Here is a 13,553-nt window from a genome sequence, read left to right on the forward strand (position 1 = left end):
GATCCGTCCGTGCTGCGCGCAGAACTCCCCCTGCTCCGAGACCACCTCATCGGACGCCTGCACGTGTGGGCTGCCTTTTCCGGTGCATTGAAGCCCCTCATCGATGGTGACCGTCCGAACGCACCAGCGGAAGATCTTCTTCCGGACGGCTGCGGGCAACTCTGGGTTCGCCCGAACACCGCCCATCGCTGGGAGTACGACATCCTCCTCAGCCCGGGCAGCATCCAGGAGTGGGTCTACAAGCGTGACGAGACCGTCCGGTTACCGATGGCCGAAGCGTTGTGGATGCGCGATGGCATCCGCTATCTCCAACCGGAGATCCAACTCCTCTATAAGGCCAAGGGGCAGCGGCCCAAAGACGATATCGACTTCGCCGCCACCCTGCCGTACCTGGACGTTGCACGTCGTGACTGGTTGCGCCAGGCTCTTGAACGGACGCTTCCCGGCCACTCGTGGCTGCGGCAGCTGTGATCAGCGCCACGCGTTCAGAAGCTACCGAAGCCCTTTCCGAGCACCTGGGAGCCCAACACAATGAACACAACGGTCATGATGGTCGCATTGTTCGCGGCGAGCCAGGTGCGCACACGAGCCAGAACCTGTGCAGCCTTGTCCGGCGTGATGATCGTGATCAACACGGGCGCGGCAACGGAGAGGGCGGCAACGACGGTGAAACAGGCGATGGTGATCATCGAACTGCCGAGGTCGACGCCGGCCCGCCCGATCACCGTTCCGGCCGCGCCAGCGACCAGGAGATTCTTCGGATTGACCGCGGCGAGGGCGAACCCGAGCCCCAGGGCGGCGATTGCACGCAGTGAATCGATCTTCGACATCCACGCCGGAAGTTCCGCTTCAACACCGACGGCCGGGCGCGAGCGCCATTGCCGAATGCCGAGCAGGATCAGCAGCAGACCGATCACCAGCTGAATCACTCCGATGACCGGTTGAGATTCGCCGGAGGAACTCGGCTCCGGTATCACCCCGGCCAGGAGCGTGAACACGGTCGTTGCGACCAGGATTCCGAGAACCCATCCGATGAGGAAGCCGATCCCCAACTGTTTGGACCGGGGCGACATCAGCATGAGGATCACCGCGATGATCGGGATCGGACTGATTGCGACCGCGACAGCATTGGGAAGGATGCTGCCCAGGATCTCAAGCATTCATGGATCCGAGCAGTTGCTGCTTGGCCAGCGTGAATTCCTCCGAGGACAGCAGACCCTGCTGGTGCAGCTCACCGAGCTGCTGCAGGCGCGTGACAACATCGGTGGCTGGCGCCGCGGGCATCGCCGGCGCGGGAGTCGTCACGGGCGCGAATGCCGCCTGTTGCTGCTGTTCCTGCAGAGCCTGCCGCTCGGCGGCGCGATTGTGCTGGCGCTGTGCGACGGCACCGCTCACCGCAGTCGCCGTGCCGGCGACGACTGCGGTCCGCGCGGCCATTCCCAGCAGACCGGGGCGACCGCCCCTTCTCATGATCGGCATGTCAGGCTCCTTCATCCGCGGCCAGTGAGGCCGCGACCAGTTCGTTCACCAGTGGGGCAGGAACGCGTTCCGTGCGCACCACTCGTCCCTGCGCGGCGGCGAGACGAGAAGCCAAAGCGGTCGCCCAGCGCATCTCGATCGCAGCAAGGGCCACCCCGAAGCCGGGCGCGACGCCAGCGATGGATTCAGCGATGTCTTCTTCGCCGATGAGTCCCTCGATCTCCAAGTCGAGTCCGATTCCGGACAGAGCGTTCGCGGCATCCTCACGCAGCTCGGTGACCCGCACCTCGCCGTCAGACATTCGCGTGACCACGACAAGGTCGACCACGCGAACCGTCCCGGTCGCCGACAGCTCGAGAAGCGCATCGAGGACGGTAGGCGCGAGGCCCTCTCCTTCGAACTCGACCACGTAGACATCAATCGGCCCGTACTCGAACCCGGCGGAAGCCTGGTTGTTCGTCATGATGCCTCGATCGTGGGGAAGGTCCAAGTGCCGTCCAGCACCTCAGGACGCGGACGATACAACCGAACGAGGTAGTTCCAGCCCTCCATGATCGGCAGCGCATTGGGCGCGCTGGGATCCCCGCCGAACCGGACAGTGACCGAACCGTCGGCGTTCCGCTGGCCGGTGATGTTGTTGACGCTGTATGCGCCCGCGGGGTTCTCCGCGAAATAGCCCTCCGAGTTGTACAGAGAGATCGACCAGAATCCGTCGACGGGAACGTCTCGGACTGTCAGCGTGTACTCGCCGACCGGGAGCTCCGGATTGACGTTGATGTAGAACGCCTCAGCCTCGGGCAGGCCGCCCCAGCCGGCCGCGGTGCCGAGCAGATGGCGGATCGGGTCGACATTCTCCTTCGCGCCGAAGCAGTTCTCCAGGCCGCCGAGTCCTTTCGCGAGCTCCAGGATCGCGCCGCGTGTCGTTTCGAAGGACGCCTCGTCGTAGGGCTGCATGGCGAACTGCCTGCCCGCGACGGAAGAGAGAGCGAACTGATCCTGCAGCGTGTTCACAGCCGCGACGTCGGCCGCATCCTCGGGGTCCACCAGGACGCGGGCCGCCGCGAGCACGAAGTCGCTTCCCAACTGGTCGGCGGTGAGGTCATAGGTGCCGGCGGAATGCAGCACGAGATTGATGTAATGGTCTTCATTCACCAGCATCACCGAGACGTACCGCTCTCCGGCCTCGGGGATGGTGATGCTCGCTCCCTGCGAGACGTCGATGATCGCGGCGCTGTACAGCGTGTCGCGATTCATCCGAATGACGGTCTGTTGATCCACAGGAGTCGGCGCCCGGTAGTGGTTCCAACGGTTGGATCCACCAGCCGACGCGGCGATACCAGCGAACATGCGGGCGCTTTCGACTCGCGCGAAGTCTGCGAAGGTGACAGGGACAGGGGAGTCGGCCATGGACTGCCTTTCTCAGGGATTGCGCTCATCCTCCGGTATCGCCGTTGGGGCCACATCATCAAGCGAGGATGATTTTTCCGGATGCCTGCGGTGAAGTCGCCGCGGACACGATGGAATCGATGTGGCACTACGAGCGAAAGGCACACCGATGACCAACCTCACGATCGGGTCCGCCATCGGCGACCCCGCAGCCGCAGTCGAATTGGACGCGCGTCGCTTCAACCGGCACACGTTCTGGTGCGGCCAGAGCGGCAGCGGCAAGACCTATGCGCTCGGCGTGGTCTTGGAGCAGTTGCTTCTCAACACGGAACTGCCGATGCTCATCCTTGACCCGAATGGTGATTACACGCGTCTGCGCGAGACACGCCCATCTGCGGATGGCGCGAGTGCGTCCCGGATCGCGGACGCCGATATCCGGGTGTTCCGTTCGGGCAGCGCGCCGGGCGAGCGTCTGCATGTTCGCTACACCGAGTTGTCGGCGGCATCCAAAGCGGCGGTATTGCACCTGGACCCGATCGCGGATGCTGAAGAGTACAACGTGCTGCTTCACGCCGAGGAAGATGCGCAGAGCTTTGACGGACGCGAGATGCTGATGCGGCTGCGGGCATCGGGAGACGCCAGCGAAGCCAGACTGGCGAACCGCATGGAGAATCTGCAGGTTCTGGAATGGGACCTGTGGTCTCGCGGTGCGGAATCTGTCGTCGATGTCATCGATGAACGTCCGCGCGTCACCGTTCTCGACATCGGCGGTTTCACGCACCCGGCAGAGCCGAAGGTGGCAGCGCTCGCCGTGCTCGAACAGCTCTGGGCGCGGCGCGAGGAGCGTCGCCCGGTGCTGATCGTCATCGATGAAGCGCACAACCTCTGTTCACCACAACCGCAGACCGCGGTCGAGAGGGCACTCACCGAACAACTCGTGCAGATCGCTGCCGAAGGGCGGAAGTTCGGACTCTGGCTGCTGCTCTCCACCCAGCGTCCGACGAAGATTCACCCCAACGTGCTTTCACAGTGCGACAACCTTGCACTGATGAGGGTGAATGCGCCGCGGGATCTCGCCGAATTGGCTGAGGTGTTCGGTTTCGCCTCAGAGGAGGCGATTCGGCATTCCGCGGAGTTCCTCCAGGGCCAGGCGCTGTTCGCCGGTGGATTCGTCTCTGAGCCGACGTTCGTGCAGATGGGCGAGCGGATCACCGAGGAAGGCGGCGGCGACGTGAAGGTGCCGCTGCGCCGAACTGAGTGACAGAAGTCCTCTACAGACGCAGACGGATCGCATCGCGCCGGTTGGAGACACCCAGTTTGCGATAGATTGCGCGCTGGTGTGTACGGATCGTGTTCACAGACACGAAGAGCGCTTCACCGATCTCCGTCGCCGTCATGCTCGTGTGTAGGAATCCGTAGATCTCGCGTTCGCGAGCGGACAGCACGACACCATGGTCGAGATCACTCATACCGCTCGACCCGTGCGACGCGAGACGCGACGCGATGAACTCTTCGTGCGCCGTACCGCTGCCGGCGTGGACGGCGAGCAAAGTGCGCAGTCCCTCATCCGCTATGGCAAACGGACGGATTACCCCTTCTGGCACCGCGACATCGAGCGCGCGTTCGAGGATGCGGTGCGCCCGGGGATCATCGCCGCGTTCGTGAGAGATCAGCGCGGCCGTCACGTGAGCGGAGGCGGCGACGTAGGAGATCGAGAGCTCAGCCCTGGACAGTGCGGAGAGCAAGTGCCCGGCTTCGCCGAGCCGACCGGCACGTCGCATGAGCTCTGCAGCACCGACGCGCACGACCGGTACGTTCGACTGAGCGCGGATTGGTTCGATGGCGGCAATCGCTTTATCGAAGTCGCCAGCGGCAGCGAACAGTTCTGCGCTCGCGAATGCCTGGTAGGTGTGCCACGGCAGACCGTGGACCTCCTGCCTGCTCACCCCGGCGATCGTCGCGCGTGCAGTGCGTAGTGCCATCGGCCGCCCGTCGATCGCGGCGCACAGTGCCACGTAGACCCGAGCGAGCGCCGTATATGACGCGTCGTGCCCACCTGCCGCGACGAGTGCGAGGAAGACCTGCTCTGCCTCGGGGATGCGGTTCTGCCAGTAGTCGGTGAACCCGCGCGCGAAAAGTTCGATGCCGCCGTCGTAATGCTGCCAGTCCTCCACGGCCTCGCTCTGCGCGAGCCCCGAGTCGATGCGCGTACGTGCCCGGGTGAGGTTTCCCGCGTAGCCCAGGGCGAACAGAAGATTGTTCGAGGCGCGGCGAGCGAGCACCACGAGACGTGCGGCATCCGCTTCGTGCAACGCAGACTCGAGCAACCGGACGGCGGACTGCGGATCGCGGCGCAGCCGCAGTTCGGACCAGCCGAGCAGGAACAGGCAGTGCGCATGCATTCCTGACGCGGTACCACCAAGTTCCAACATGGTCTTCGCTCTGTCGACCGCCGACGCGAGCTCTGAGTGCGCATCAGCGAGGAACAGAGATGCGAAGGCATGGGTGATTTGGGAATCGGCGTCCGTGCTCGCGGCTGCGTGCGCCTGGGAGGAGAGTAGATCGGCTCCGGTGCGGTCTCCCATGAGGTTGAGGCAGCATGCCCGGATCAGCAGGATCTCCGGATGTGCAGCGAGCGTCGCCGGAAGCGCGAGACACTGCACATTGAGCGACTTCGCTCCCGCCTCGATGATCACCCGCATCCACGAGGAACGGATGATACCGATCGCAAGAGCGGCATCATCCGCGCGCATGGCATGCATCACGGCTTCTGCGGGGAAGTGCGGTGTCAGCCAGCGTGCGGCCGTGACATCCAGGGCGCGCCGGCGTGAGCTATCGGCTCGTCCGAGGATGTCGCGACAGCGTGCCGCGAACTCATCGTGCCATCGGTAGATCCTCGAGCCGTTCTCGTCGACGTGCCGATACAGGAAAAGTCCTTGTGAAACGCAGTCCTCAAGGAGAGACTCGGCGTTGTCCGCGCCGCTGAGCGCACCGGCGAGCGCGGGCGTCAGCCGACTGCAGACGCTGGTCGCCAGGACGAAATCCGCGAGCCCTGGACTCAACCGGGGCAGCACGTTGCCGGCTATGTAATCGGTGAGCAGTCCTTCTGCGCCGGTGAGTGAGGGTTCGTTGCCCCCGGCCAGTCGATGAAGGTGCACGGCGATCGGCCATCCGTCGGTCGCTTCACGCAGCGCCGCGGCTGACGCCCGATCGTCTGCAGTCGGTGTACTGACCCCGTCCGTCATTATCTCTTCGGCCGTCAAAGCGAGATCGGCGGCGGTGAGCACGGCCGTGTGCTCTCCGGCTATCACGCGGGAGAACCAGGACGTCAGCTCCGGCGTGCCAGCGAGCGCGAAGCGCAGTCGGCCTGCGGTGAGTGCCGTGAGCACGTCGATCACACCGCTCGCCAGGGACGGGCCGGCGTGGTGCGCGTCATCGATCACGATGACCACGATCTCGTCGAGCGAGCCAGTGATCTCGGCGATGCGCCCGATCAACGCGCGGGCGTCCGCATCTGGGGTCAACGCCACCCGCACGGCAGTTTCGGATGGCAGTTCCGTGAAGCGACGCAGTGCGCTGAGGATGCCCGCGAGTACGAGGGCCTCGTCGCCGTGATCGTGGCGAGTCAGTGTCAGCCAGGCAGTCGTCGCCTCACGACGTCGCGCCCATTCCGCCAGCAGTACGGTCTTACCGTAACCGGAGGGGGCAGCGATCAGCGTCACCGCGTGATCGCTGGTGGACGCGTCCAGACGCGTGAGAAGCCGCTCGCGGGGGATCGTGCCTCGGGGAGATTGCGGAGGAGAAGTCAGGAACCACGGCGAAGGCGCCCAGAGCGCTTGCGACTGAGTGTCCATAACTCCAGATGATAGCGATCCGGCGACGTCTCATATAGGGGTGGATCCGCCGATGCGCATGCGGCACGACTGCATGCCGCAGGTGGTGCGATTGCGGCCGCGAACCGCTGGCGTGACCGACCGTAGTCGCGCTCATCCATCGTGCATGATTTTCATCGCGATTCCCGCGACGAATGTGCACTACGACACCATCGGGACGATGTGCACCGATACGCTCCGGAGATCGACGCTCGAACGATCGCGCGCCGATTCTCGTCCATTTCTCGTCCAATTCGAAAAGAAAGCTGGATCCGTCATGGGAATCCTCGAGTCCCTGTGGGACATCATCGTGCTGTTCTTCTGGTCGTTCGTGTTCATCGCCGCGCTCTTCGCATTCATTCTGGTCGTCATCGATCTGTTCCGTGACAAGAAGCTCAACGGCTGGGCGAAGGCCGTATGGGTTGTGTTCCTCGTCTTCGTTCCGCTGTTGACCTCGCTGATCTATCTCATCGCGCGTGGTGCCGGTATGCCCGATCGCATCAACGACGAGGCACGTCGTCAGCGCGAAGCCAACGAGGGATACATCCGCGACGTGGCGGCGATCAGCCCCGCGGACGAGATTCTGAAGGCGAAGACACTGCTTGATTCCGGAGCGATCTCGGCCGAGGACTTCGCAGTGTTGAAGGCGCGGGCGCTGGCTTCTTCCTCCGTCTGAGCCCGCGAAATGACAGACGCCGCGGCTGACTTCACGAAGGAAATCAGCCGCGGCGTCAGTCGCGAAAAGGCCCGTTAGCTGCGCGTGCGCAGCCGGCGGAACAGGACCAAGCTGCCGCCCAGGAACAGCAGAATTACAGCCGCGGACAGGGCAATGATCGGTGCGTCGGCACCGGTCGTTGCAAGGTCCGTGCCGTCTGCGTTCCCAGCGTCGGTTGCGTCTGCGGCATCCGTGCTGGTCTCATCGTTGTCGGCGTTTCCAATGCCCTGGTTGCCAGAACCAGAGACGCCGTCTGTTGCGTCGGTGGCGTCTGCAGCGTCGGTTGCGTCTGCGTCGGTGGCGTCTGCAGCGTCGGTTGCGTCAGCGTCGGTGGCGTCGGTGGCGTCGGTTGCGTCAGCTGCGTCGGCATCCGTTGCGTCGGTAGCGTCTGCGTCAGCTGCGTCGGCATCCGTTGCGTCGGTAGCGTCAGCGTCGGTTGCGTCGGTTGCGTCGGTTGCGTCGGTTGCGTCAGTGTCGGTGGCGTCGGTGGCGTCGGTGGCGTCGGTGGCGTCGGCTGCGTCGGCTGCGTCGGCTGCGTCGGCTGCGTCGGTTGCGTCAGTGTCCGTGGCGTCAGCAGCGTCTGCGTCAGCTGCGTCGGCATCCGTTGCGTCGGCATCCGTTGCGTCGGCATCCGTTGCGTCGGTAGCGTCAGCGTCGGTTGCGTCGGTTGCGTCGGTTGCGTCGGTTGCGTCGGTGGCGTCGGTTGCGTCAGTGTCCGTGGCGTCAGCAGCGTCTGCGTCAGTTGCGTCGGCATCCGTTGCGTCGGCATCCGTTGCGTCGGCATCCGTTGCGTCGGTTCCGTCGGTTGCGTCGGTTGCGTCGGTTGCGTCGGTGGCGTCTGCGTCGGTTGCGTCGGTTGCGTCGGTTGCGTCAGTGTCCGTGGCGTCAGCAGCGTCTGCGTCAGCTGCGTCGGCATCCGTTGCGTCGGTTGCGTCGGTGGCGTCGGTGGCGTCGGTGGCGTCTGCGTCGGTGGCGTCGGTTGCGTCAGTGTCGGTGGCGTCGGCTGCGTCGGTTGCGTCAGTGTCGGTGGCGTCGGTTGCGTCGGTTGCGTCAGCGTCCGTAGCGTCAGCGGTGACATCGATGATCGCCGCAGCGTCGAAGCCCTCTGTCTCCCAGAGCGCGAAGACCTGGCAATCGCGGTCGAGCAGGTCACCCGTGTCGCTCTGGACGAAGCGGTTTCCGTTGCCGATGCGGCTCAGCGCCAGCTCGTAGCCGCCCTCCTCCGAAGCAGGACCGCCACAGAGCGAGATTGTGACCGACGAGCCGGCGTCACCATTCACGGTGAGCATTCCATCGGTGATGGTGGCGTCTCCCGCGCACACTGTGACAACGGTGTCTGCGTCGATGACGATGGGGGTGTTCACGACGTTGGTCGTGACGCCCCACTGCAACGTTTCGCCGATCTCGATCTGGGAAGACACCGGCGTGACTGCCATGGCCGGGCGCAGAGCAGCACCGGCCGCGACGAGCTCGGCTCGCTCTTCATCGCCAATCCCCGTGAGGAAGCAGTTCATGCCGCCGGCGGAGTCGGGGTTTGTGATGCACCACACCATGTTCTGCAGGACGCTCCGCTCGAAGCTCGTCATGTCGGTGGCGCCGACCACGTCGTTACCCATGAAATCAGTGCCGGTGTACCCGAACTCGATGAGCGCGCTGACCGCGTCGATCTGGTCCTGGCTCAGCCGGGTGGTCTCGATGTCTTCGGGAAACGGAATGGTCACGGCGGTGCCGGTGTCATCCCGAATCTGCACGAGCTCGCCGCCGGCACCAAGGCCGCCGCACGTGTGCAGATCGGCATCGGTGCAGAACATCCAGGTGGTGACGGGACCATCGACGGTGGCGTCGTAGTACAGGGCGCACACGGCGGGGGTGGAGTCGGCCTCGGCGCGGCCGTTCGTGTCGTACAGTGGCACAACCTGGCCGGCGTTGTACGCCGCCAGACGGTCGCCGTTGACGGTGGCGAGGTTTTCGTAGCCGCTAACAGTTCCGCTCGTCGCTGGATCGAACGTCGTATCGCCCGCGCACAGCTCCGCTGTGAATGCAGAAGCAGGAGTGGCCGGTGCCTCGGCTGCATGGGCCGGGGCCGGGTTCGTAACAGCGAGGACAAGCGAGCCGGCAACAATTGCCATGGCTGTCAGGGCTGCACGCAGTCTTCGAGTTCGACCGGTGGTGATGCGTGTGTTTTTGAGCACGCCGATTCTCCTTAATCGTCAGAGGTCCGCAGCGCGAACATCGTTTCGAGGACGGCAAGCTACTGCGAGGTGCGCTGGGATGTGCGCACAGAGAGAGACATTGAATTATGCATTTTGTAAATGATGGAAGCAAATCTTTCCGTTGCGTTTAGTTGCACTCAAACGCAGCGACTCGAGCAGCTGCGCCCTATTGTGTAACCGGCCCGGCTTCGCGCTGCTGCATCCGTTCCTCATCGATCTCCAGCAGCAGGTCCAGCTCCAATCGCTTCAGAAACGCATCATCGTGACTGACGACGAGCACGGCACCGCGGTATGCGCGCAGCGCGTCGACGAGCTGATCGACCGTGTCGAGGTCGAGGTTGTTCGTCGGCTCATCCAGCACCACGAGCTGCGGCGCGGGGTCCGCGAGCAACAGCTTCGCCAGCGCGACGCGGAAGCGTTCGCCGCCGGACAGGGATGACACCGCTCTGTCGGCAGCGCCGCCACGGATGAGGAACCGGGCTAACCTGTTGCGCAGCTCCTTCTCCGGTATCGCCGGTGCCACCTCCATAATGCTCTCGACCACCGATGCCGCGTCATCCAGCCCGTCGATCCGCTGCGGCAGGTACCCGATCCGGTCGGTGTGCGCGGTCGCGGTGAGCGTGCCCGGTGCATAACTCCTGAAGATTTCGGGTTTCGGAACGTTTTCAGCACTATTGAGGCCGTTCTGCAGAGAATCTCCGGAGTTGTGCGCGGCACTCGCCACCAACCGCCGCAGCAGCGTCGTCTTGCCGACGCCGTTGCGACCGATCAGCGCCACGCGCTCCGGCCCCTGGATGATCCAGGACCGCTCCCCGTCCGCGATCGTCGCGATGCGGCGGGACGCCGACACATCCGGATCAGGTAGCTCGATCTTCATCGAAGCATCGCCCCGAACACGTCGGCCCGCCTCATCGAGCGCGGTCCTCGCGTCGGACTCTTTCTCGGCCACTTCGGCGCGCAGCCGTCCCGCCGACACCTGGGCGGCGGCCTTCCGGCCGTTGGCGACCATCTTCGGCACACGTTTCTCAATGAATGCCTTGCGCCCCATCTGCGCGCGCCCGGCCAGTTTCGTTTCCGCTTCGATCCGCTGGCGCTTCTCCTTCTTGAGTGACTGTTTGGCATCGCGTTCGTCCTGCTTCGCGGCATCCTGCTCGGCGTCGAGCCACGCCCGCCACTCGGAGTACGGACCGCCGAACACGCTCAGAGTGTTCGCGTACAGCTCGGCGGTGGCATCCATCAGCTCGAGAAGCGAGACATCGTGACTGACGACGATGAGTGTGCCTTTCCACGACCGCACCATCGCGGCGAGCTTCGCGCGCGCGTCACGGTCGAGGTTGTTGGTCGGCTCGTCCAGGAGCGTGATCGGCGCGCGCCGGAGACGGATGCCGGCAATCGCGACGAGCACGGACTCGCCGCCGGACAGCTCGCCGACCGAGCGGTCGAGGAATGACGGATCCAGACCTGCTTCGGCGAGGGATGCTTCGGCTCGAGCCTCGATATCCCAGTCGTCGCCGACCGCATCGAAGTGCGCCGGGTCGACATCGCCGAGCGCGATAGCGCGAACGGCGTCGAGCGCCGGTGCGACGCCGAGGAGTTCGGCGACGCGGCGTTCGACGTCGAGCGTCAGTTGCTGCGGTAAGTAGGCGACCTCACCGGCGGCATGCACCGCTCCCGATGTGGGCTGGAGGTCGCCGGCGATCAGGCGCAGCAGCGTCGACTTGCCGGATCCATTGCGGCCGACGAGACCGATGCTCCCGGCGCTGAAGGCGCCAGAGATCGTGTCGAGTGCGGTGGAGCCGTCCGGCCAGGTGAAGGTGAGGCGGTCGAGAGTGACCGCGGCGTGCGGGGTCGGTGTTGACATACGTGTCTCCGGAAAATGTGCGAGAGCACTGACACCGGGGGTGCACGGATCGACGCCGAAGATGGCGGATACGGTCCCTGAGCCTGTCAAAGGGTCGTCGGGTCAGCGCGCGGAAAGATGGGCGCGGAGGCGACGACTCAGATCAAAGAACTTCCAAACACGGCGGACAGGGCTCATCGATGCTACCCGGGCGTGTCGCAGCGCGCAACCGAAATTGCTCGGCGAGATCCCCCATAGGGCGGATGCTGAAGCTCCTGCGAACCCGTACCGTTGAAGTCATGGCCGACCATCAGATGAGCAGTAGCGAGATGCGCCAGCGATTGAGCTGGGGCGCCGGCATCGCGATCGGCATGGGTGTCGGAGTTGCGATGGGCTCAGCGCTAGACAACATGGGGCTCGGCCTCGCGATCGGCATCGCCGTCGGGATCGTCTTCGCTATTGCGATCGGCTCAATCGGGCGCCGTCGGAGGCGCGGTCCTTCGGCCGAGGATTCCGCAGCGGAATCCGCCGAGGAATCGGCCGAGGAATCCTCAGAAGAATCCGCCGAGGAGCCCGCAGAGAACCCCGACCTGGGCGATGAGGTCGACCCGAACTCAGCTCGCTGAGCCGTCGCGCCACTTCTCCAGGAACACCCGCACGTCGTGCAGTTCATCTTCTGAGATGCTGTGCGTGAGCCCCGGGTAGACGCGTCCAGTCAGCTCGGAGTGGTCGGGCAACCACTGCGCGGTGTGATCGATCAGGACGGCAGGGATCACGTCGTCATTCGTGCCGCGCCCCCAGAACACCAGCGGCCGGGATTCGCGCAGTTCCTCGTCATCGGGCAACTCACCCGGCGAGGCATAGCCGCTGAGGGCGACGACGGCGCCGAAGCGCGAAGCATCCAATCTCAGCGCCTGCAAGGAAACGGCCGCGCCCTGCGAGAATCCGAGCAGGGCGATCTTCGGGGCATCGGCCGCATGAGCGTCGAGCCACTCGAGCACAGCTTTCGCGGCGTGGGTCACGGCATCCGGATCCCTGCTCTCAAGACCATCGATCGGATACCACGAGCGGCCCGGCGAGGGCCACGGTGGAGACAATGGCGCCGCGAGCGACGCGACAGCAATGCCTTCGGGGAGGTGCGGGACCAGTCCGAACAGGTCGTGCTCGTCCGCGCCGTACCCGTGCAGCAGCACGAGCAAGGGCAGGCCGGTTCGGTCGTGGGTCGTCCAGCGCGTGGCATCCGCGTCGAGTTTCAGGTTCTGGCTCACAGTCTCTATCCTGCCAGCGGGCTCCGACACTGGTAGAAATGAGACATGGCGGTGCGCACCCCTGATCCTGATCCTGACTCCGAGGGCTCCGAGAATGACCTCTCGCAGTTCAGTGAGCTGCCCAGCGACGCGAGCAATCCGGCGTGGCTGAGTGAGGTCGAGCTCGCTGAGGCGAGGCGACGCATCCCGATGCTGTACGTCGAGGCTATTCCGGTGCGCACGGACGGTTCCGGGCAGGTCGCCGAGGTCGGAATTCTGCTCCGTTCCACCCCGCTGGGTGAGATGACCCGCACGATCGTCTCGGGCCGTGTCCGCTACGGCGAAACGGTGCGCGATGCGCTGTTCCGACACATCGAGAACGATCTCGGCCCGATGGCATTCCCGTTACTGCCGCCGCAGCCGTTGCCGTTCACGGTGGCCGAATACTTCCCGCTTCCGGGGATCAGCGCGTACCACGACGAGCGTCAGCATGCGGTGTCGTTGGCATTCGTGGTGCCAGTGACCGGGACGTGCGAGCCGCGGCAGGATGCCCTGGAGCTGACGTGGTTCTCTCCGGAGGCCGCTGCGTCCGACGCCGTCGCAGCAGAAATGGAAGGAGGGCGCGGCACTCTCGTGCGCCACGCCCTCGCCAGTCTCGGGCTGCTGCGGTAGCTGCCCTAGTTGTTCTTCCCACTGACGTTGTGGACGCGGTCGATGGGTGAGAGTCCTCCGATGCCGGTATGGGGTCTGTGGTGATTGTAGCTATGGATCCAGGCTTGGTAAGTGGCAGCTCTGGCGGCG

General features: G+C 64.8%; 14 protein-coding genes. 5 read left to right on the plus strand and 9 right to left on the minus strand.

Going from position 1 to position 13,553, the window contains the following annotated elements; translation table 11 throughout:
* Nucleotides 1-9 precede the first annotated feature (9 nt).
* The gene (locus tag ACSS7Z_RS09065; protein WP_438254249.1) at nt 10-471 is read left to right on the plus strand and encodes a hypothetical protein; all 462 of its coding nucleotides are present in this window, start codon (nt 10-12) and stop codon (nt 469-471) included.
* A gap of 14 nt (nt 472-485) precedes the next feature.
* Here the strand turns inward: ACSS7Z_RS09065 and ACSS7Z_RS09070 are convergent, their stop codons facing one another.
* The 4 genes from ACSS7Z_RS09070 to ACSS7Z_RS09085 are packed head-to-tail and all read right to left on the minus strand — an operon-like array spanning nt 486 to nt 2,886.
* On the minus strand, nt 486-1,160 hold the full coding sequence (locus ACSS7Z_RS09070; protein WP_438254251.1) for a GAP family protein: 675 nt from the start codon (nt 1,158-1,160) through the stop codon (nt 486-488).
* Nucleotides 1,153-1,479, minus strand: coding sequence for an SHOCT domain-containing protein (locus ACSS7Z_RS09075; RefSeq protein WP_438254253.1), 327 nt, complete (start codon nt 1,477-1,479; stop codon nt 1,153-1,155). The genes ACSS7Z_RS09070 and ACSS7Z_RS09075 overlap by 8 nt, the downstream gene beginning before the upstream one ends.
* Nucleotide 1,480: 1 nt before the next feature.
* On the minus strand, nt 1,481-1,942 hold the full coding sequence (locus ACSS7Z_RS09080; protein WP_438254254.1) for a DUF6325 family protein: 462 nt from the start codon (nt 1,940-1,942) through the stop codon (nt 1,481-1,483).
* A complete protein-coding gene (locus ACSS7Z_RS09085; RefSeq protein ID WP_438254256.1) occupies nt 1,939-2,886 on the minus strand; it encodes a DUF1214 domain-containing protein in 948 nt (315 codons plus the stop codon). Before ACSS7Z_RS09085 ends, ACSS7Z_RS09080 begins: the two co-directional genes overlap by 4 nt.
* Before the next feature lie 148 nt (nt 2,887-3,034).
* Between ACSS7Z_RS09085 and ACSS7Z_RS09090 the strand changes: the two genes are divergently transcribed.
* The gene (locus tag ACSS7Z_RS09090; RefSeq protein WP_438254257.1) at nt 3,035-4,126 is read left to right on the plus strand and encodes an ATP-binding protein; all 1,092 of its coding nucleotides are present in this window, start codon (nt 3,035-3,037) and stop codon (nt 4,124-4,126) included.
* Between the two features lie 10 nt (nt 4,127-4,136).
* Here the strand turns inward: ACSS7Z_RS09090 and ACSS7Z_RS09095 are convergent, their stop codons facing one another.
* Nucleotides 4,137-6,719, minus strand: a complete 2,583-nt coding sequence (locus ACSS7Z_RS09095; protein WP_438254259.1) for a winged helix-turn-helix domain-containing protein — start codon at nt 6,717-6,719, stop codon at nt 4,137-4,139.
* Between the two features lie 295 nt (nt 6,720-7,014).
* Here ACSS7Z_RS09095 and ACSS7Z_RS09100 point away from each other — a divergent pair, with 295 nt between their 5' ends.
* Nucleotides 7,015-7,413 carry an SHOCT domain-containing protein gene (locus tag ACSS7Z_RS09100; RefSeq protein ID WP_438254260.1) on the plus strand — a complete coding sequence of 133 codons (399 nt, stop codon included), beginning with the start codon at nt 7,015-7,017 and terminating at the stop codon, nt 7,411-7,413.
* A gap of 74 nt (nt 7,414-7,487) precedes the next feature.
* On the opposite strand, the gene ACSS7Z_RS09105 is transcribed toward ACSS7Z_RS09100, so the two are convergent.
* Both ACSS7Z_RS09105 and ACSS7Z_RS09110 read right to left on the minus strand, forming a co-directional pair.
* Nucleotides 7,488-9,644, minus strand: coding sequence for an LAVTG motif-containing sortase-dependent surface protein (locus ACSS7Z_RS09105; RefSeq protein ID WP_438254261.1), 2,157 nt, complete (start codon nt 9,642-9,644; stop codon nt 7,488-7,490).
* Between the two features lie 187 nt (nt 9,645-9,831).
* Nucleotides 9,832-11,526, minus strand: a complete 1,695-nt coding sequence (locus ACSS7Z_RS09110) for an ABC-F family ATP-binding cassette domain-containing protein (protein ID WP_438254262.1) — start codon at nt 11,524-11,526, stop codon at nt 9,832-9,834.
* 278 nt (nt 11,527-11,804) lie between these two features.
* On the opposite strand from ACSS7Z_RS09110, the gene ACSS7Z_RS09115 reads away from it, so the two are divergent.
* On the plus strand, nt 11,805-12,131 hold the full coding sequence (locus ACSS7Z_RS09115) for a glycine zipper domain-containing protein (RefSeq protein ID WP_438254264.1): 327 nt from the start codon (nt 11,805-11,807) through the stop codon (nt 12,129-12,131).
* On the opposite strand, the gene ACSS7Z_RS09120 is transcribed toward ACSS7Z_RS09115, so the two are convergent.
* Nucleotides 12,120-12,773, minus strand: a complete 654-nt coding sequence (locus ACSS7Z_RS09120) for an alpha/beta hydrolase (RefSeq protein WP_438254265.1) — start codon at nt 12,771-12,773, stop codon at nt 12,120-12,122. The two genes, ACSS7Z_RS09115 and ACSS7Z_RS09120, sit on opposite strands and share 12 nt — an antisense overlap.
* A gap of 45 nt (nt 12,774-12,818) precedes the next feature.
* On the opposite strand from ACSS7Z_RS09120, the gene ACSS7Z_RS09125 reads away from it, so the two are divergent.
* A complete protein-coding gene (locus ACSS7Z_RS09125; RefSeq protein ID WP_438254267.1) occupies nt 12,819-13,424 on the plus strand; it encodes a DUF4916 domain-containing protein in 606 nt (201 codons plus the stop codon).
* Nucleotides 13,425-13,429: 5 nt separating this feature from the next.
* On the opposite strand, the gene ACSS7Z_RS09130 is transcribed toward ACSS7Z_RS09125, so the two are convergent.
* A partial coding sequence (locus ACSS7Z_RS09130; protein WP_438254287.1) for an integrase core domain-containing protein occupies nt 13,430-13,553 on the minus strand: 124 nt, incomplete at its 5' end.

The organism is Microbacterium wangyouchuni, assembly GCF_051546305.1.
GTDB lineage: Bacteria > Actinomycetota > Actinomycetes > Actinomycetales > Microbacteriaceae > Microbacterium.